The sequence below is a fragment of the Streptomyces sp. NPDC005811 genome, from assembly GCF_040630405.1.
Lineage (GTDB): Bacteria > Actinomycetota > Actinomycetes > Streptomycetales > Streptomycetaceae > Streptomyces.
In genome coordinates, this window is record NZ_JBEXXK010000034.1 from 105893 (window position 1) to 124742 (window position 18850).

The 18850-nt window shown below is 70.8% G+C and carries 17 protein-coding genes and 1 pseudogene; 10 read left to right on the forward strand and 8 right to left on the reverse strand.

Going from position 1 to position 18850, the window contains the following annotated elements:
• The first annotated feature begins 150 nt into the window (after nt 1–150).
• Entirely contained in the window at nt 151–696 is a 546-nt protein-coding gene (locus ABZ490_RS31995) for a hypothetical protein (RefSeq protein ID WP_358997714.1), read from the forward strand.
• Here ABZ490_RS31995 and ABZ490_RS32000 read toward each other — a convergent pair.
• The 4 genes from ABZ490_RS32000 to ABZ490_RS32015 all read right to left on the reverse strand — a co-directional run bounded on the left by ABZ490_RS32000 (nt 665) and on the right by ABZ490_RS32015 (nt 3353).
• Entirely contained in the window at nt 665–1270 is a 606-nt protein-coding gene (locus ABZ490_RS32000; protein WP_358997717.1) for a nucleoside triphosphate pyrophosphatase, read from the reverse strand. The genes ABZ490_RS31995 and ABZ490_RS32000 overlap by 32 nt on opposite strands.
• A gap of 4 nt (nt 1271–1274) precedes the next feature.
• Entirely contained in the window at nt 1275–1403 is a 129-nt protein-coding gene (locus ABZ490_RS32005) for a hypothetical protein (RefSeq protein ID WP_099053973.1), read from the reverse strand.
• 135 nt (nt 1404–1538) lie between these two features.
• The gene (locus ABZ490_RS32010) at nt 1539–1748 is read right to left on the reverse strand and encodes an acyl-CoA carboxylase epsilon subunit (RefSeq protein ID WP_358997721.1); all 210 of its coding nucleotides are present in this window, start codon (nt 1746–1748) and stop codon (nt 1539–1541) included.
• A 9-nt stretch (nt 1749–1757) separates the two neighbouring features.
• Nucleotides 1758–3353 carry an acyl-CoA carboxylase subunit beta gene (locus ABZ490_RS32015; RefSeq protein WP_358997724.1) on the reverse strand — a complete coding sequence of 532 codons (1596 nt, stop codon included), beginning with the start codon at nt 3351–3353 and terminating at the stop codon, nt 1758–1760.
• A 110-nt stretch (nt 3354–3463) separates the two neighbouring features.
• On the opposite strand from ABZ490_RS32015, the gene ABZ490_RS32020 reads away from it, so the two are divergent.
• Both ABZ490_RS32020 and ABZ490_RS32025 read left to right on the forward strand, forming a co-directional pair.
• Nucleotides 3464–4330 carry a biotin--[acetyl-CoA-carboxylase] ligase gene (locus ABZ490_RS32020; protein WP_358997728.1) on the forward strand — a complete coding sequence of 289 codons (867 nt, stop codon included), beginning with the start codon at nt 3464–3466 and terminating at the stop codon, nt 4328–4330.
• A gap of 137 nt (nt 4331–4467) precedes the next feature.
• Nucleotides 4468–5571: an adenylate/guanylate cyclase domain-containing protein gene (locus ABZ490_RS32025; protein ID WP_358997731.1), complete on the forward strand. Its 1104-nt coding sequence runs from the start codon at nt 4468–4470 to the stop codon at nt 5569–5571.
• Between the two features lie 518 nt (nt 5572–6089).
• Here the strand turns inward: ABZ490_RS32025 and ABZ490_RS32030 are convergent.
• Entirely contained in the window at nt 6090–6680 is a 591-nt protein-coding gene (locus tag ABZ490_RS32030) for a hypothetical protein (RefSeq protein ID WP_358997734.1), read from the reverse strand.
• 216 nt (nt 6681–6896) lie between these two features.
• Between ABZ490_RS32030 and ABZ490_RS32035 the strand changes: the two genes are divergently transcribed.
• From ABZ490_RS32035 to hutH, 3 genes are all read left to right on the forward strand, one after another.
• On the forward strand, nt 6897–7700 hold the full coding sequence (locus ABZ490_RS32035; protein ID WP_358997792.1) for an enoyl-CoA hydratase-related protein: 804 nt from the start codon (nt 6897–6899) through the stop codon (nt 7698–7700).
• A gap of 102 nt (nt 7701–7802) precedes the next feature.
• The gene (locus ABZ490_RS32040) at nt 7803–8954 is read left to right on the forward strand and encodes a GGDEF domain-containing protein (RefSeq protein WP_358997737.1); all 1152 of its coding nucleotides are present in this window, start codon (nt 7803–7805) and stop codon (nt 8952–8954) included.
• Between the two features lie 99 nt (nt 8955–9053).
• Nucleotides 9054–10592: a histidine ammonia-lyase gene (gene hutH / locus ABZ490_RS32045; RefSeq protein WP_358997795.1), complete on the forward strand. Its 1539-nt coding sequence runs from the start codon at nt 9054–9056 to the stop codon at nt 10590–10592.
• An 82-nt stretch (nt 10593–10674) separates the two neighbouring features.
• Here hutH and ABZ490_RS32050 read toward each other — a convergent pair whose 3' ends face one another.
• A complete protein-coding gene (locus tag ABZ490_RS32050) occupies nt 10675–11481 on the reverse strand; it encodes a hypothetical protein (protein WP_358997740.1) in 807 nt (268 codons plus the stop codon).
• Nucleotides 11482–11524: 43 nt separating this feature from the next.
• On the reverse strand, nt 11525–11872 hold the full coding sequence (locus ABZ490_RS32055) for an LPXTG cell wall anchor domain-containing protein (protein ID WP_358997743.1): 348 nt from the start codon (nt 11870–11872) through the stop codon (nt 11525–11527).
• Nucleotides 11873–11981: 109 nt separating this feature from the next.
• Here ABZ490_RS32055 and ABZ490_RS32060 point away from each other — a divergent pair, with 109 nt between their 5' ends.
• From ABZ490_RS32060 to ABZ490_RS32075, 4 genes are all read left to right on the forward strand, one after another.
• Nucleotides 11982–12380 (forward strand): hypothetical protein, encoded by a 399-nt coding sequence (locus ABZ490_RS32060; RefSeq protein WP_358997746.1) that lies wholly within the window; start codon nt 11982–11984, stop codon nt 12378–12380.
• Between the two features lie 204 nt (nt 12381–12584).
• The gene (locus tag ABZ490_RS32065; protein WP_358997749.1) at nt 12585–13847 is read left to right on the forward strand and encodes an Ig-like domain-containing protein; all 1263 of its coding nucleotides are present in this window, start codon (nt 12585–12587) and stop codon (nt 13845–13847) included.
• A 136-nt stretch (nt 13848–13983) separates the two neighbouring features.
• On the forward strand, nt 13984–15471 hold the full coding sequence (locus ABZ490_RS32070) for an ABC transporter permease (RefSeq protein WP_358997752.1): 1488 nt from the start codon (nt 13984–13986) through the stop codon (nt 15469–15471).
• Nucleotides 15472–15584: 113 nt separating this feature from the next.
• Nucleotides 15585–16271, forward strand: coding sequence for an ABC transporter ATP-binding protein (locus ABZ490_RS32075; protein WP_358997755.1), 687 nt, complete (start codon nt 15585–15587; stop codon nt 16269–16271).
• An 86-nt stretch (nt 16272–16357) separates the two neighbouring features.
• Here the strand turns inward: ABZ490_RS32075 and ABZ490_RS32080 are convergent.
• Nucleotides 16358–18850: pseudogene (locus ABZ490_RS32080) on the reverse strand (hypothetical protein); the annotation flags it as partial.

The following is an 18850-nucleotide window of genomic DNA, read 5'->3' on the forward strand; positions in this document are numbered from 1 at the left end:
TACGAATGGCCCAACGATTCTTTGCCCCGCACGGAACCCTTGTCCCCGGGTTTACCCGTTAGTAGCGTTCACGATGTTTCGAACGTACTTGGGGTAACTGAAACCCCGCTCGACTCCGGATCGAGCGCAGGCGAAAGTGGGTGGGGACGGGTGGTGCGAAGACCGCTGGCGTTGATCGTGGCTCTGGTGCTGTTCGCGGAGGGGTTCGGCATCGCTCTGCTGAACTGGGCCCTGGGGATCATGGCCGACTCGCAGAACATGTCCCTGGCCGGCATCGACCCTGACGTCATGTCGAGGTCCTCGAAGGTCGGCGGGATCGTCTTCGGCCTCTACTTCGCCGCCTGCGGCCTGGTCGCCCTGCTGGTGGCCGTACGCAACCGGGCGCCCTCCCTCCTCGGCCGCATCCTGCTGATCAGCGCCGCCGTGACCCACGGTGTGCTCGGCGCCGTCGCCTGGGGGCTCCTCGGCCGGACGCAGTTCGCGTTCATGGTCGTGGTGCTCGGGCTGATCGTCCTGCTCCTGATGACGTACGACGCCCGGCCGGGACCTGCGGCCGAGGCCCCTGGCGACGGGGAGCCCGGCGAGGGCGGTCCCACGAGCCTCGAAAAGGGCGAGGACGGCAAGGAGAGCGGCGAGGAGAGCGAGGAGGGTGACGGCTCGGCGGTCACGCCTCCGGCGGCGCCCACAGCTCAGTGATGCCGACGCCCAGCCTGCCCAGCAGTCTGCGGACCAGCGGCAGGCTGATGCCGATGACGTTGCCGTGGTCGCCGTCGATGCCGTCGATGAACGGCGCCGAGCGGCCGTCCAGGGTGAACGCCCCCGCCACATGGAGCGGCTCGCCCGAGGCGACGTACGCCGCGATCTCCTCGTCGCTCGGCTCACCGAAGCGGACCACCGTGGACGCGGTCGCGGAGGCGTACCGCCCGCTGAGGGTGTCGTAGACGCAGTGACCCGTCTGGAGCGTGCCGGCCCGGCCGCGCATCGCCTTCCAGCGGGCCGTGGCCTCCGCCGCGTCGGCGGGCTTGCCCAGCGCCTCGCCGTCCAGGTCGAGCACGGAGTCGCAGCCGATCACCAGCGCGCCCTTGGTGTCCGGGCGCGCCGCCACCACGCTCGCCTTGGCCTCCGCGAGCGCGAGGGCCAGTTCGGCGGGGGTGGGGGCGGTCACCGCGTCCTCGTCGACCCCGCTGACGATGACCTCGGGGGAGAGGCCGGCCTGCCGCAGGAGGTTCAGCCGGGCGGGGGACTGGGAGGCGAGGACGAGTCTGCGCATGCGGTCAGCGTAGGCCCAGCACGATCATCGCGACCACCATGGCCAGGGCGAGGAAGAAGCCGAGCCGCCTCAGGGTCTCCTGCATGTCGCGGAGTTCCTCGGGCGGCTCGTTCTTCGGGTCTGACCACAGCATGTCACCAGCGTGGGGCTTGGCCGGGGGGGTTGGCCTGAGTAGGGGTACTTATTTCGGTGCCCTGGGTTGTCCTTCTGTGCGCTCACGCGGCGAGCCGCACAGTGATGCGGCCCCGCGCCCCTGAAAGATCTTCCGTCACGCCGGCCAGTAGGTGCGGGTCCAGGATGCCTGGCCCGGCTGGGGGACGCGGTGGCCCGCGATCCTCGCCGGGTCGGACCACGCGTCTCTCGGGCCCTCCGCGCCGGGCGGTGCGGCTGCCGCCGCCGCGGCGCGGGCTCGGACCACCGCCAGGGCGGCGGCCAGCTCCTCGGGGGTCGGGTTGCCCCGTACGACCTTGATCGTCACAGCGGCTCCTTACAGGGGGATGTTGCCGTGCTTCTTCGGGGGCAGGGATTCCCGCTTGGTGCGCAGTTGACGCAGACCGCGGACGATGTGGCGCCGGGTGTCGGACGGCATGATCACGGAGTCGACGTACCCGCGCTCGGCCGCGATGTACGGGTTGAGGAGGGTGTCCTCGTACTCCTGGATCAGCCGGGCGCGCACCGCGTCCAGATCCTCACCGGCCGCCGCCGCCTCGGCGATGGTGCGGCGGTGCAGGATGTTGACCGCGCCCTGGGCGCCCATGACGGCGATCTGGGCGGTAGGCCAGGCGAGGTTGAGGTCGGCGCCCAGGTGCTTGGAGCCCATGACGTCGTACGCGCCGCCGAAGGCCTTGCGGGTGATGACGGTGATGAGCGGGACGGTGGCCTCGGCGTAGGCGTAGATCAGCTTGGCGCCGCGGCGGATGATGCCGTCGTGCTCCTGGTCGACGCCGGGCAGGAAGCCGGGGACGTCGACGAAGGTGAGCACCGGGATGTTGAAGGCGTCGCAGGTGCGCACGAAGCGGGCGGCCTTCTCGGACGCCTTGATGTCGAGACAGCCGGCGAACTGCATCGGCTGGTTGGCGACGATCCCGACCGGGTGCCCCTCGACGCGGCCGTAGCCGGTGAGGATGTTCGGCGCGAACAGCGGCTGCGTCTCGAAGAACTCGGCGTCGTCCAGGACGTGTTCGATCACCGTGTGCATGTCGTACGGCTGGTTGGCGCTGTCCGGGACGAGGGTGTCCAGCTCCAGGTCCTCGTCGGTGACCGCGAGGTCCGCCTCCTCGGGGAAGACCGGGGCCTCGGAGAGGTTGTTGGACGGCAGGTACGACAGCAGCTGCTTGATGTACTCGATCGCGTCCTTCTCGTCCCCCGCCATGTGGTGGGCCACGCCGGACACGGAGTTGTGGGTCCTGGCCCCGCCGAGCTCCTCGAAGCCGACGTCCTCGCCGGTGACCGTCTTGATGACGTCCGGGCCGGTGATGAACATGTGGGACGTCTGGTCGACCATCACGGTGAAGTCGGTGATCGCCGGGGAGTAGACGGCCCCGCCGGCGCAGGGACCGACGACCAGGCTGATCTGCGGGATGACCCCGGACGCGTGCGTGTTGCGGCGGAAGATCTCGCCGTACGCGCCGAGGGAGGCCACCCCCTCCTGGATACGGGCGCCGCCGGAGTCGTTGATGCCGATGACCGGGCAGCCCGTCTTCAGCGCGAAGTCCATCACCTTGACGATCTTCTGGCCGTAGACCTCGCCCAGCGCGCCGCCGAAGACGGTGAAGTCCTGGGAGAACACGGCCACCGGGCGGCCGTCGACCGTGCCGTAGCCGGTGACGACGCCGTCTCCGTACGGGCGGTTCTTCTCCAGGCCGAAGTTGGTGGAGCGGTGGCGGGTGAACTCGTCGAGCTCGACGAACGATCCCTCGTCGAGGAGGAGTTCGATGCGCTCACGGGCCGTCAGCTTGCCCTTGGCGTGCTGCTTCTCCACGGCGCGTGCGGAGCCGGCGTGCGTCGCCTCCTCGATCCGGCGCTGAAGATCCGCGAGCTTGCCCGCGGTGGTGTGGATGTCGATCTCTTCCGGCTCGGACATCGGGATGCGGCTCCCTGCCTGCTCAAAAGGGGGGACGGTTACTCATCCGTAGAGTAGTGGTGCGCCTACCAATCAGCAGTGCGGCGTTTCACACACCTAGGGTGGCTTGCATGACGCCCCGAGATGCCTCAGACCCGAACGGCAGCCGCTGGTCCGACCTGGACCGGCCGCCCCTCAACGCCGCCTCCCTGCGCCGGGCGCTGGCCCGTGACGGCGGCTTCTACGGGGACCTGGAGGTCGTCCAGCGCACCGGGTCCACCAACTCCGACCTCGTGGCCCGCGCCGTGGCCGGGAAGGCGGCCGAGGGTGCCGTGCTGGTGGCCGAGGAGCAGACCTCCGGGCGCGGACGCCTGGACCGGCAGTGGACGGCGCCCGCGCGCTCCGGCCTGTTCTTCTCCGTGCTGCTGCGGCCGGCCGAGGTCCCCGTCGCCCGCTGGGGCTGGCTGCCGCTGCTCACCGGCGTGGCCGTCGCCACCGGCCTGGCGCGTGCGGCGGGCGTGGACACGGCACTCAAGTGGCCCAACGATCTGCTGGTGACCGTGGGGGGAGAGGAGCGCAAGGCGGGCGGGATCCTCGCCGAGCGGGCCGGCGAGGACGGCGTGGTCGTCGGCGTCGGCATCAACGTCAGCCTGCGCGCGGACGAACTGCCGGTCCCGCAGGCGGGCTCGCTGGCGCTGGCCGGCGCGGTGAACACGGACCGCGACCCGCTGCTGCGGGCCGTCCTGAGGTCGCTGGAGGAGTGGTACGGCCGCTGGCGGGCGGCCGGCGGCGACCCGGCGGCGAGCGGACTCCAGGAGGCGTACGCGGCGGGCTGCGCGACCCTGGGGCGCGAGGTACGGGCCGAGCTGCCGGGGGACCGCTCGGTGGTGGGCGAGGCGGTGGCCGTGGACGGCGACGGCCGCCTGGTGATCGCCACGGGGGACGGGGTGCAGGAGCCGGTGGGGGCGGGGGACATCGTGCATCTGAGGCCCGCGTGAGGGAAAAACGCCGGACGCCGGGTGCCGCTCCCGTCAAGGGGACTTACCGTCGGCTCCACGGGCGTGAGCTACCGCACACTGCCGTAGAGTTGAGGCCGGTCGATACCTGACCGCGGAAGATCGGAAGGGCAGCAGGCGTGACCGTCGACGACACGGGCTCCGACGATCCCGACGAGGGCAACCCGCTCGCCCTGCGCCTCGAAGGGCTCATCCTCGGCGCCGAGCGGCGCTACACCCCGTTCCAGGCGGCCCGCAGCGCCGGCGTCTCCATGGAGCTGGCGTCCCGTTTCTGGCGGGCGATGGGCTTCGCCGACATCGGGCAGGCCAAGGCGCTCACCGAGGCCGACGTGCTGGCGCTGCGCCGGCTGGCCGGTCTGGTCGAGGCGGGGCTGCTGAGCGAGGCGATGGCGGTGCAGGTGGCGCGGTCGACCGGCCAGACCACCGCCCGGTTGGCGGAGTGGCAGATCGACTCCTTCCTGGAGGGCCTGACCGAGCCGCCCGAGCCCGGGATGACCCGCACCGAGGTCACGTACCCCATCGTCGAGCTGCTGCTGCCCGAGCTGGAGGAGTTCCTCGTCTACGTCTGGCGGCGCCAGCTCGCCGCCTCGGCCGGCCGGGTCGTGCAGGCCGCGGACGACGAGGAGATGGTGGACCGGCGGCTCGCCGTCTGCTTCGCCGATCTGGTCGGCTTCACCCGGCTGACCCGCCGGATGGAGGAGGAGGAGCTCGGCGAGCTGGTCGAGGCGTTCGAGACCACCTCCGCCGACCTGGTGGCGGCCCGCGGCGGACGGCTGATCAAGACCCTCGGCGACGAGGTGCTGTACGCCGCGGACGACGCGGGCACCGCGGCCGACATCGCGTTGCTGCTGGTCGAGACGATGAGCAACGACGAGACGATGCCCGAGCTGCGCGTCGGCATGGCGTTCGGCACGGTCACGACCCGGATGGGCGATGTCTTCGGTACGACGGTGAACCTGGCGTCCCGGCTGACGTCGATAGCGCCGCGCGACGCCGTGCTGGTGGACAGCGCGTTCGCCGAGGAGCTGATCCGCACCGGGGACGCGCCGGCCTCGGAGGCGGAGGCCGCCGAGGCGGCCGCGGCGGCGGAGAAGGAGGGCGAGGAGCCGCCGAAGTACCGCTTCGCGCTCCAGCCGATGTGGCAGCGCCCGGTCCGCGGCCTCGGCGTGGTCGAACCCTGGCTCCTCAGCCGCCGCCCGGACCCGGTGCCCGACCCCGGGTGACGAACTGCGGACAGCTGACTCCGGACACCTCACTCCGGGTGGCTTGCTCCGGGTGGTCTGCCTCGGGTCGCAGGCCTCGGGTGGCTGACCTCCGGTGGCTGACTTCCGGCGGCTTTGTTCGGGCGGTTCGCTCCGGGTGGTCGGCCTCGGGCCGCAGGCCCGGGCGGTTGACTTCCGGTGGCTGAGTCCGGGCGGCTTGCTCCGGGTGGTCGGCCCCGGGCCGCAGGCCTCTGGCGGCTGACCTCAGGTGGCTGACCTCTGGCGGCTGGCCTCCGGTGGCTGACCTCTGGCGGCTGAGTTCGGGCGGCTTGCTCCGGGTGGTCGGCCCCGGGCCGCAGGCCTCCGGTGGCTGCCCTCCGGCGGCTGAGTTCGGGCGGTTCGCTCCGGGTGGTCGGCCTCGGGTTGCTGACCTCTGGTGGCTTGCTCCGGGTGGTCGGCCTCGGGTCGCAGGCCCCGGGTGACTGAGCCCTGGTGGCTGGCTTCCGGCGGTTGACTTCCGGCTGCTGACCTCCGGGGAGTCACAGTCCGGACGGCACGTTCAGCGCGTTCACGCACAGGCCCACGACCGGGACGCACACGCCCGGCTGGCGGGTCGGCGGGGCCGGGGTGGCGGTGGCCGTCGGTGCCGGGGCCCGGGGCGGTGGCGGAGTGGGCCGGGGCGTGGTGCCGCGGGTCGGCGCGGGGGCCGGGGTGTGCGCCGGGACGTAGGACGCACTCGGGGTGAGGGCGACCGACGTGGGCGTGCCCGGGGTGCCGGGGACCAGGCTGACCTCGGGTGCCGGCTCGGCGCTCGCCCCGCCCATCGGGGAGGGCGCGGTCGGGGTGGGCGCGACGGTGGCCCCTGTGCCGGCGGTACGGTCCGTGCCGCTGCCGGAGCCGGCACGGGTGACCGGCGGCTCCACGTGCGGTTCCGCCTCCGCGGTGCCGATCCCGGTGACCCCGCTCGGACCGGACGACAGCCTCACCAGGCTCAGCACCCCGGCGGCCAGTGCCAGGCCGCCCGCGGCGAACAGCACCTTGCGGGGCCGCGGCCGTCGGTGCCGGCCGCGCGGCGCCGCCCAGAGCCGACCGGTCTCCCCCTGTGTGTCGTCCACCGCCGTGCCGGCCATCGCGTTCCCTCCCGCTGCGGTCGCGCCCCCACTGCGCCGGGGCGGACGCACGTTATGCGCTCCCTTGGGCGGTCGGGGACGACTTGGGTGAGATGTCACTCGAACGGGTGGGCGCCCCCGCGCCCGGGTCGGCCCTTTCCTCCGGCGGGCGGGCCTGCGATGATCGAGCGGTGCGCGGTGTTAACCGTCGTTAACTCGATGGCCTTGGAGGACGTCATGGGCGAGGAACGGTTCGGGGAGTTCGTACGGGTGCGGCGGCACGGGGACGGAGGACATGTCGCGGAGCTGGTGCTCGACCGGCCCAAGGCCATGAACGCCGTGTCCACCGAGATGGCCCGGTCCCTCGGCGGGGCGTGCGCGGCGCTGGGGGAGGACCGGGACGTACGGGTCGTCGTGCTCACCTCGACGCACGAGCGGGCGTTCTGCGTAGGCGCCGACCTCAAGGAGCGCAACTCCTTCACCGACGACGACCTGCGCCGCCAGCGGCCGGTCACCCGCGGGGCGTACACCGGGGTGCTGGAGCTGCCGGTGCCGACGGTCGCCGCGGTGCACGGCTTCGCCCTGGGCGGCGGGTACGAGCTGGCCCTCGCCTGCGATGTGATCGTCGCCGACCCCACGGCCGTGGTCGGGCTGCCGGAGGTGTCGGTGGGGGTGATCCCGGGAGGGGGAGGTACTCAGTTGCTGCCGCGCCGTGTGGGCGCGGCGCGGGCCGCCGAGCTGATCTTCACGGCGCGGCGGGTGGAGGCCGGGGAGGCGCGGGAGCTGGGCCTGGTGGACGTGCTGGTGGAGGAGGGGCGGGACCGGGAGGAGGCGCTGCTCCTGGCCGCGAGGATCGCGGCGAACTCACCGGTGGGGCTGCGGGCCGCCAAGCGGGCGCTGCGCCTCGGGCACGGGCTGGATCTGCGGGCGGGGCTGGAGGTCGAGGACGCCGCCTGGCGGACCACGGCGTTCTCGGGGGACAGGGCGGAGGGCGTCGCCGCGTTCAACGAGAAGCGCGCGGCCCGGTGGCCGGGGGAGTGAACACCGCGCCGGGGAGCGCACATCGTGCCCCGCACTGCGCACCCGTCACTCCTAGTGCCCTTCCGTATCCCGTTTTGTAGTAAATATCCCTAACCTGGGGCAATGGGTGAGGACAGACGCCTCGCGGCCGTCGTGGCGCTCGCGCAGGGGATGGCCGCCGCGCACACGCCCCGGGAGTCGTGGCGGGCGGCGGCGATCGGGGCGTGCCGCGCCCTGGCCGGTGGGTTCGCCGCGCTGTCGGTGTGGGAGCGGGACCTGGGGCGGCTGCGGGTCCTGGTGAACGTGGGGGACCGGGCGGCCGACGAGGACGAGTTTCCCGAGGCCGAGGCCTACCCGGTGCACCAGTTCCCCGAGATCACCGAGTTCCTGCACGAGCGCTGGGTGTCCGGCGGCGGCGAGCCCAACGCCTGGGTGGAGACCGCGGAAGGGCTCGCCGAGGGCCGGCGGCCCGGGTACTGCCATCAGCGCGTGGCCGCCCTGCGCCGCCGGGGCCGCGGCTCGTGCGTCGTCGCGCCGATCGTGCTGCACGGCCGCGCCTGGGGCGAGCTGTATGTCGCCCGCTCCGCCGGCACCCCCGTCTTCGACCGCGCCGACGCCGACTTCGCGACGGTCCTCGCGGCCGTCGTCGCCGCCGGGCTCGCCCAGACCGAGCGGCTGGAGGAGGCCCGTCGGCTCGCCTTCACCGACGCCCTCACCGGTCTCGCCAACCGCCGCGCCGTCGACGTACGCCTGGAGGAGGCGGTCGAGCAGCACCGGGCGCGGGGGACCGTGGTGAGTCTGGTGGTCTGCGACCTCAACGGGCTCAAGCGGGTCAACGACACCCTGGGGCACGCCGTGGGGGACCGGCTGCTGGAGCGGTTCGGGTCGGTGCTGTCGCTGTGCGGGGCCATGCTGCCGGGGGCGCTGGCCGCCCGGCTCGGCGGGGACGAGTTCTGTCTGCTCGCCGCCGGGCCGGGCGCCGACGACGTGGTGCGGGTGGCGGGCGAACTGTGCCGCCGGGCCGGGGAGCTGGAGCTGGGCGAGGGCGTGGCCTGCGGGGTCGCCTCCACCGAGGACCCCATCGGGCCGGTGCGCACCGCCCGCCGGCTCTTCCGGCTCGCGGACGCCGCCCAGTACCGTGCCAAGGCCGTACGGGCCGCCCGGCCGGTCGTCGCGGGCCGCGAGGGCCCGGACGATCCCGTCGTACGCCTGGCCGACGAGCCCCCGCGGGAGCGGCCCGCGGCCGAGCGGCGCAGCTTCCGGGGCCGCCCCTGAACCCGGCCGCGCGGGCACTGTGACGTATTCGGTAAGGGGTGAACCACGCACCCACTGGTGACATCTTCGTCTTCACTGCGTACGCTCCTGAATATGGATATGCACACTGTGGTGGTGGGGACGTCCGGGGTCACCGCGTCCGACGTACTCGCCGTGGCGCGCGGCGGCGCCCGCGTCGAGCTCTCCGGGGAGGCGGTCGCGGCCCTCGCGGCGGCCCGCGGGATCGTGGACGCGCTCGCGGCCAAGCCCGACCCGGTCTACGGCGTCTCCACCGGGTTCGGCGCCCTCGCCACCCGGCACATCAGCCAGGAGCTGCGCGCGCAGCTCCAGCGGAACATCGTCCGCTCGCACGCCGCCGGCATGGGCCCGCGCGTCGAGCGCGAGGTCGTCCGCGCCCTGATGTTCCTGCGCCTGAAGACCGTCTGCTCCGGCCACACGGGCGTGCGGCCCGAGGTCGCGCAGACCATGGCCGACATCCTGAACGCCGGCATCACCCCCGTCGTCCACGAGTACGGCTCCCTCGGCTGCTCCGGCGACCTCGCCCCGCTCTCCCACTGCGCCCTCACGCTGATGGGCGAGGGCGAGGCGGAGGGCCCGGACGGAACCGTGCGCCCCGCCGCCGAACTGCTCGCCGAGGCCGGCATCGACCCGGTCGAACTGCGCGAGAAGGAGGGCCTCGCCCTCCTCAACGGCACCGACGGCATGCTCGGCATGCTGATCATGGCCCTCGCCGACCTGGACCGGCTCTACAAGTCCGCCGACATCACCGCCGCCCTCAGCCTGGAGGCGCTGCTCGGCACCGACAGGGTCCTCGCGCCCGAGCTGCACGCCATCCGCCCGCACCCCGGCCAGGGCGACTCCGCCGCCAACATGCTCGCCGTCCTCACCGGCTCCGAGCTGACCGGACACCACCAGGACGACGCCCCCCGCGTCCAGGACGCCTACTCGGTGCGCTGCGCCCCGCAGGTCGCCGGCGCCGGACGCGACACGATGGCCCACGCCCGCCTGGTCGCCGAGCGTGAGCTGGCGTCGGCGGTCGACAACCCCGTCGTCCTGCCCGACGGCCGGGTCGAGTCCAACGGCAACTTCCACGGCGCCCCCGTGGCCTACGTCCTCGACTTCCTCGCCATCGCCGTCGCCGACCTCGCCTCCATCGCCGAGCGGCGCACCGACCGGCTGCTGGACAAGAACCGCAGCCACGGTCTGCCGCCGTTCCTCGCCGACGACGCCGGTGTCGACTCCGGGCTGATGATCGCCCAGTACACGCAGGCCGCGCTGGTCGCCGAGCTGAAGCGGCTCGCCGTACCGGCCTCGGCGGACTCGATCCCGTCCTCCGCGATGCAGGAGGACCACGTCTCGATGGGCTGGTCGGCGGCGCGCAAGCTGCGCACGGCCGTCGACAACCTGACCCGCGTGATCGCCGTCGAGCTGTACGCGGCCACCCGCGGCATCGAACTGCGCGAGGGGCTCACCCCGGCGCCCGCGACCCGCGCGGTCCTCGACGCCGTACGCAAGGCCGGGGTCGAGGGGCCCGGTCCCGACCGGTTCCTGGCGCCCGACCTCGCGGCGGCGGACACGTTCGTGCGCGAGGGGCGGCTGCTCGCGGCTGCGGAGACCGTCACGGGGCCGCTGAGGTAACGCGATCGGGCCCTGCCGTCACTCCGTACGGACGTGCGCACGTGACGGCAGGGCCCGATGTGCTGCGCGTGGCGTCTGCGGGTTACTTGAGCTTGCCGAGCTGGGCCGTGATCACGGCCGCCGGGACCGGGCCCATGTCGCCTCCGTCGCCGAACGCGGCGAAGTTGACCGTGTAGAACGTGGCCACGGTGTTGCCCTTGCGGATCACCTCGGCGTGGAACGTGGCCGTGCCCTCGCCGTCCATGTCGACGACCTCGGAGAACGCCACGGCCTCGTCACCGCCGCCCGTGCCCTTGTCCGTGGCGACCTTGGTGACCTTCGATGTCTCGCCCTCGGCCTTGAGGGCGTAGCCGCCGGCGCAGGCCGTCACACCGTCGGACACGGCCTTCATGGCCTTCTCGGCGCCGTCACCGTCGTACGAGGACAGACCCACGAACGTCATGTCGATGTCGAAGGCGCCCTCGATGTCGGCCTCGCCTGCGTCGTCCAGCGAGGTCGGCGCGTCCGAAGCCTTGTCCGTGGAGACGGAGTTGCTGACGTTCGCGTCCGTGTCACCCGGCGCGAGCCCGCCCGTGGCCCAGGCCAGCGGGTCGCACGCCGCCTTGTCCGTCTTCACGACCGACTTGGACTTGGGGAGCGTGTCGTCCCCGTCGGCCACCTTGTAGCCCTTGACGTCACCCTGCGCGAGCAACAGCTTCTCCAGCTCGGCCGAGGCCAGCGCCTTCGCGTCCGAACCGGACGACGAGGACGACGACGAGGACGAGGACCCCTTGGAGTCCCCGGAGCCCTTCTTCGACCCGTCGTCCGACGAGCAGCCCGTGAGCAGGGCGAGTGACAGTGCGCCGATCGCGGCGGTGGAGCAGAGCCGCGCCCCCGATGTTCTCTTCATGCGTCGGACTATGAAACGCCTGTCAAAGAACAGTCAAGTTAATTCAAAAATCCAGGCGTTCCCGGCGAACCGAATAGACGACGAAACCGGCGCCCAGCGCGAGCAGGGTGGTTCCGCCGATCACGTACGGGGTGGTGTCGAAGCTTCCGGTGTCGGCGAGCCGGGTCCCGTCGTCGGACGTGGTCGAGGCGGTCGACGCGGCGGTCGACGCGGTGGTCGCGTTCGTCACCGTGGTCGTGGACGTGGCCCGCGCCTGGGCTGTGACCTGCGTCGTCGTCTCTGTTCTGGCCGCGGTGTCCTGGGTCGCGTTGGCGGACGGGACGAACCACAGGGCGCCCAGCAGGGTGCCCGCGGCGGTGGCGGTCAGCAACGGACGGCGAGCGGATGACACCGGATATCGATCCCCTTGTGGCGCTGGCGAATTGGCCCTGGGACCCGATGCTAGTGAAAGGCGCGGGTCGCGGGAAAGTTGCGGGAGCTGTGAGCCGTACGCTCCGGGCATGAGCACGGAGAAGACATCACGTTTTGTGCGGGTTCGGGTTGATCTCGTGGTCGAGGTGCACGACCCGGACGAGCTGACTTCGGCGGCGGTCGGGCGGATCGAGGACGATCCCGAACTTCCGGACGCCGAGCGCGTCCATGCCCGGAGCGCTGTGACGGAAGACACCGCCGAGGCGATCGCGTATCTCGTGGATCCGTTCGACCTGGTCAGCGAGGTGCCCGGGGTGGAACTCCAGCAGGCCTCCTGGTCCACGGAACAGATCGACTACGACCCGGGCTCGCCTGAGTGGGGTCCTTATGAGGATGATGACGAGGACGAGTACGGCGATGACGGCGATGGCGGCGACGACGGCGAAGGCGACGGCGAGGAAGCCGGCACCGGCACCGGCGCCCGCTGAGCGCCCCGGGGAATCACCTGCCCCGGACAGCAACCGCCCCCCGGGGTTTCGTCGTCTCACTGGACGCACGGACCGACCACCGCACCACCCGTCCCCATGGACGTGGCGTGCCCCACACATTCCGAGAATGTGGAACGGGGCCAACCGGTCGCAGCGTTTAAGTTCTTTAACGGGGACTCTCGGGGTTTCAGGGAATCGGCAACGATGGAGAAGCGTGTGATGACGGACAGTAGGCGGCGCCGAGCTCTGACGACGGCGTCCGCACTGCTCGGCGGTGTGCTGATGCTGACCGCGTGTTCCAGCGGCGACAGCAGCGCCTCGGACGGCAAGGACAGCTCCTCTCAGGCCAAGGCCGACGAGGCGGCGGCGAAGAAGTCCTCCGCGGCACAGATCAAGATCACACCCGCGGACGGCTCGAACAACGCCTCCATCAACAACTCGGCGGCCGTCACGGTGAGCAAGGGCACGCTCACCGAGGTGACGATGACCACCGCCGAGGGCACCGCCGTCGAGGGCACGCTCTCCGCCGACAAGACCAGCTGGAAGCCGAACGCCCAGCTGGAGCGCTCGACCACCTACAAGGTCGCCGCCAGCGCGAAGGACTCCAAGGGCCTGGAGGCCCACGAGAACGCGTCCTTCACCACGGTCTCCCCGGACAACAGCTTCATAGCCAACTTCACGCCCGAGGACGGCTCGACCGTCGGCGTCGGCATGCCCGTCTCGATCAACTTCAACAAGGAGATCACCAACAAGGCGGACGTGCAGAAGGGCATCACCGTCACCTCCAGCAGCGGCCAGGAGGTCGTCTGCCACTGGTTCTCCACCGTCCGCATGGACTGCCGTCCCGAGGACTACTGGAAGGAGAACTCCACCGTCACGCTGAAGCTGGCGCTCGACGGTGTCGAGGCTGCCAACGGTGTCGTCGGCGTCCAGCAGAAGACGGTCACCTTCAAGATCGGCCGCAACCAGGTCACCACCGTCGACGCGCAGACCAAGCAGATGCAGGTCACGCAGGACGGCAAGGTCGTCAAGACCATCCCGATCTCGGCCGGTTCGCCCGACAACAAGACGTACGAAGGCCAGATGGTGATCTCCGAGAAGTTCAAGGAGACCCGGATGAACGGCGCGACGGTCGGCTTCACCGACTCCGACGGCAAGGGCGAGTACGACATCAAGGACGTCCCGCACGCCATGCGCCTGACGACCTCCGGCACCTTCGTGCACGGCAACTACTGGGGCGCCAAGTCGATCTTCGGCGCGGTGAACACCAGCCACGGCTGCGTGGGCCTCTCCGACACCAAGGGCGCCAACGACGCGAGCACGCCGGCCGCGTGGTTCTACAACAACTCGATCATCGGTGACGTCGTGGTCGTCAAGAACACCGGCGACAAGACGGTGTCCCCGGACAACGGCCTCAACGGCTGGAACATGGACTGGGCCCAGTGGAAGGCCGGCTCGGCCGTCTGATCCCTGGTCAGCCCACAGTTTCAGGATGCCGCCCCCAGGGGCGGCATCGCTGTTTCCGGGGTCAACCACAGCCTTCTCATCATTCTCTTATTTCTGCCTTATGCAGTCATCACGCGCCGTACCTACCTTGCGGCGCATGTTCTTCACCTATCTGAGGCGCGAGCTGCGCCGCCGCAGAAAGGCGGCCCTCGTCGTCGCCTCCGGACTCGCGCTGGGCATCGCGCTGGTCATCGTGGTCTCCTCCGTGTCCTCCGGCATGGGGAAGGCCCAGGACAAGGTCCTGCAGAGCCTGTACGGCCTGGGTACGGACATGACGGTCACCAAGGCCGCCTCGCCCACCGCGAGCGCCTCGGACCGCCCGCGCTTCCAGTTCGACGCGCAGGACAACGACTCCGACGAGGAGCAGAGCACCGACCGGGTCATGGTCCAGGGCTTCCAGACCCTCGCGACCACCACCGTCTCCAAGGTCGGCAAGCAGAGCGGCGTCGCGGACGCGGTCGGCGGACTGAGCCTCCAGGTCATCAAGGTCAGCGGCCAGTTCACCCGCGGCCAGTTCCAGCAGAACGGCAACGGCGGCCAGCAGGGCGGCAACGGCGGAGGCCAGGGCGGCGGTCAGGGCGGTGGCCAGCCGCAGGGTGAAGTCCAGGGCGGCGGCGCCAACTTCGACGTCAACAACTACTCCGTCTTCGGCACCGACGTCGCCCAGCCCGACCTCGGCCCGCTGACCTCCTCCAAGATCACCAGCGGCCGTACCTTCAAGACCGCGGAGACGAACGCCAAGGTCGCGATCATCGACTCGGCGTACGCCAAGGAGAAGAAGCTCAAGGTCGGTTCGACCGTCACCATCAAGAGCGTCAAGTTCAAGGTGGTCGGCGTCGCCACGGCCGACAGCGGCGACTCCGCCGCCAACGTCTACATCCCGCTGACGCAGGCCCAGACGATCAGCGACTCGAAGAACAAGGTCACCACGATCTACGTCAAGGCGACCGACTCGCAGAAGATCGACAGCGTCAAGTCGGCGATCCAGAAGAACGTCTCGGGTACGACCGTGACGACCTCCGCCGACCTCGCCGACACCGTCTCCGGCTCCCTCTCCACGGCGTCCTCCCTCGCCACCAACGTCGGCAAGTGGCTGTCCATCGCCGTCCTCGTCGCGGCCTTCCTGGTCGCCGGCCTGCTGACCTCCTCCGCGGTCTCGCGCCGCGTCCGCGAGTTCGGCACCCTCAAGGCCCTCGGCTGGAAGTCTCGCCGGGTCACCGGCCAGGTCATCGGCGAGGCCATGGTCAACGGCCTCCTCGGCGGCGCCCTCGGCATCGCTCTCGGCCTCGCCGGCGCGTACGCCGTGACGGCCGTCAGCCCCACCCTGGAAGCCTCCCTGGGCGGCGGCGGTGGCGGTGGCGGCGGCATGGGCCAGGGCGGCCCCGGCGGCGGTGGCGGCGGCTTCGGCGGCCCCGGCCGCGCGGCCTCCAAGACCCTCGACGTGGCCCTCACGGCACCGGTCAGCGTGACGACGGTGGCCATCGCGGTGGGCCTGGCGGTGGCGGGCGGCCTGATCGCCGGTGCCTTCGGCGGCTGGCGGGCGTCGAGGCTGCGGCCGGCGGACGCGCTGCGGCGGGTCGAGTAGTCGAGCACGGCAAGCGAGCCGACCTCAGGGGCGCGGGGAACTGCGCGACCAGCCCCAACGCACCAGCAGTCGAACACCATCGCGCACCACCCCGAACCCTCGCAGGAGTCACCATGTACGAACTGAAGGGCGTCACCAAGCGCTACACCCGGGGCAAGGACATCGTCCACGCCCTGGACGGCGTCGACCTGACCATCGCCGACGGCGACCGTCTGGTCATCCAGGGCCCCACCGGCGGCGGCAAGTCCACCCTGCTCCAGATGCTCGGCGGCCTGGACCGCCCCTCCGAGGGCGAGGTCGTCCTGGACGGCACCGACCTCGCGAAGCTCTCCGAGGCCAAGCTGACGAAGGTCCGCAGCGAGAACATCGGCTTCGTCTTCCAGTCCTTCAACCTGATCCCGACGCTCACGGCCCAGGAGAACGTCGAGACGGCGCTGGTCCCGCTGGGCGTCAAGGTCAAGGAAAGGCGGGAGCGGGCGGCGGAGGCGCTGAAGTCGGTGGGTCTGGGGGAGCGGTTGGGACATTTGCCGTCCGAGATGTCCGGCGGCCAGCAGCAGCGCGTCGCGATTGCACGGGCGCTGGTAAAGCAGCCGAAGGTCCTGCTGGCCGACGAGCCGACCGGCAACCTCGACGAGGGCATGCGCGACGAGATCATGGAGGTCCTGGAGCGCATGTGGAAGGAGCTGGGGCTGACTTTCATCATGGTGACCCATGACTCGGCGATCGCTAAGAAGGCGCCGAGGGTGGCGACGATTCGTAAGGGCAAGATCACGGTTAAGGAGAATGCGGCGTCTTCGTGATGCGGTGACTCGCCTCGATTCGCCTTGGCGACTCGGCTCGAACTGCCCCTCGGCACCCGTGCGGTGTGTGCCGGGGGGTTCGTGCGTCAGGGGTGGATGAGGTCGGCCAGTTCGGCTGCGGTGGTGAGTTCGGGGGCGCGGCGGGCGAGGGTGCGGAGGCGGATCGCGTAGGCGCGGCGTTGGGTTTCGGTGGCGTGTTCGGCGATCGCTTGGGCCAGTTGGCGGGCCTCGTCGGTTTCGTTGGTGGCTACGGCGAAAACAGTGGCGAAGAAGGCGCCGGTGATGCCGGTGACCAGGTCTGGGCGGGCGGTCAGGATGCGTCCCAGGAGCGGGAGATCTGCCTGTTCGACGGCGGTGAAGGCGCGTTCGGTCGCGGCGTCCTGGTCGGTGACGATCTCGTAGACCTCGTCGAGGCGAAGGGTTTCGGTGAGCTGGAGGATGGCGAGGTGCGCGCGCTCGACGGGCGCGTTGGCTTCAGCGAGCAGGGCCTGGACTTCGGGGGTGCGCAGCTGGCTGCCGTGCGCGTCGAGGAAGTCTTTGGACTCCTGCCAGGTGAGAGTTGCGTTCCATTCATGGACCAGTCGGCGTACTTCGTGAATTCGGCGTCCCCAGTCCAGGATGACGTCAAGGCCCTCGGCATCGACCTGGCTGATCATGTCTGTCAGTTCGTCGATGGCTTGGTCCTCGGGGAAGAGAGCAGCAGCCACTTCCAGGTGATGGCGGAAGTCCGCTCGCCGAAGCTGATCGGCATGCGCGTGCAGGAATGCCTCGGAGGTGGGCCAGTCGGTGGCCTGGGCCCACTGGTCGAGAAGTTCCAGGACATCGTCGGGCAGCGGGTCGACGGCCCAGTCAGGAAGCCGCGTGTCTTGGATGCCGAGACCTGTAACGGTGGCCCGCACCTGCTGCCGGGCTCGGCTCAGGGAGGACGGGGATCCGTCAGAGCAGGCCAGCGCCGCCTTGACGAGTTGTTCGACAGCGAGACCGGAGTCTGCGTGTACGGCGAGGTACGCGGCGTAGTGAGACCGAAGTTCCGCTTGGGCGAGTGGGCTGAATGCCAGGCCGGTGATGGACTCGTCCCAGTCAGCACAGACGGCGTCCTTCTCGCTCTGCCGGTTGGAGAGATTGTTCAGGGACATGGCGAGGTCGGGGAGGTGGGCGGCGGGGTTGGCTTGGGTGAGGGTGCGGTAGTGGTCGACGGCTTCGGTGACCGAGGCCAGTGCTGCCTGCCGGTCCCCGGTCTCGCTCTGGTGGTTGGAGAGGTTGTTCAGGGACAACGCGAGGTCGGGGAGGTGGGCGGCGGGGTTGGCTTGGGTGAGGGTGCGGCGGATTTCGACGGCTTCGGTGATCGAGGTCAGTGCTGCCTGTCGGTCTCCGGTCTCGCTCTGCCGGTTGGAGAGGTTGTTCAGTGAGCCGGCGAGGTCGGGGAGGTGGGCGGCGGGGTTGGCTTGGGTGAGGGTGCGGTAGTGGTTGACGGCTTCGGTGATCGAGGCCAGTGCTGCCTGTCGGTCCCCGGTCCCGCTCTGGTGGTTGGAGAGGTTGTTCAGGGACATGGCGAGGTTGGGGAGGTGGGCGGCGGGGTTGGCTTGGGTGAGGGTGCGGTAGTGGTCGACGGCTTCGGTGATCGAGGCCAGTGCTGCCTGTCGGTCCCCGGTCCCGCTCTGGTGGTTGGAGAGGTTGTTCAGGGACAACGCGAGGTCGGGGAGGTGGGCGGCGGGGTTGGCTTGGGTGAGGGTGCGGTGGTGGTCGACGGCTTCGGTGATCGAGGCCAGTGCTGCCTGTCGGTCTCCGGTCTCGCTCTGCCGGTTGGAGAGGTTGTTCAGGGACAACGCGAGGTCGGGGAGGTGGGCGGCGGGGTTGGCTTGGGTGAGGGTGCGGTAGTGGTTGACGGCTTCGGTGATCGAGGCCAGTGCTGCCTGTCGGTCCCCGGTCCCGCTCTGGTGGTTGGAGAGGTTGTTCAGGGACATGGCTAGGTCGGGGAGGTGGGCGGCGGGGTTGGCTTGGGTGAGGGTGCGGTGGTGGTCGACGGCTTCGGTGATCGAGGCCAGTGCTGCCTGTCGGTCTCCGGTCTCGCTCTGCCGGTTGGAGAGGTTGTTCAGGGACAACGCGAGGTCGGGGAGGTGGGCGGCGGGGTTGGCTTGGGTGAGGGTGCGGTAGTGGTCGACGGCTTCGGTGATCGAGGCCAGTGCTGCCTGTCGGTCCCCCGCCTCACCCTGCCGGTTGGAGAGGGTGTGCAGTGAGCCGGCGAGGTCGGGGAGGTGGGCGGCGGGGTTGGTTTGGGTGAGGGTGCGGTGGTGGTCGACGGCTTCGGTGATCGAGGCCAGTGCTGCCTGTCGGTCTCCGGTCTCGCTCTGGTGGATGGAGAGGTTGTTCAGGGACAACGCGAGGTCGGGGAGGTGGGCGGCGGGGTTGGCTTGGGTGAGGGTGCGGTAGTGGTCGACGGCTTCGGTGACCGAGGCCAGTGCTGCCTGTCGGTCCCCGGTCCCCCTCTGGTGGACGGAGAGGTTGTTCAGTGAGCCGGCGAGGTCGGGGAGGTGGGCGGCGGGGTTGGTTTGGCTGAGGGTGCGGTAGTGGTCGACGGC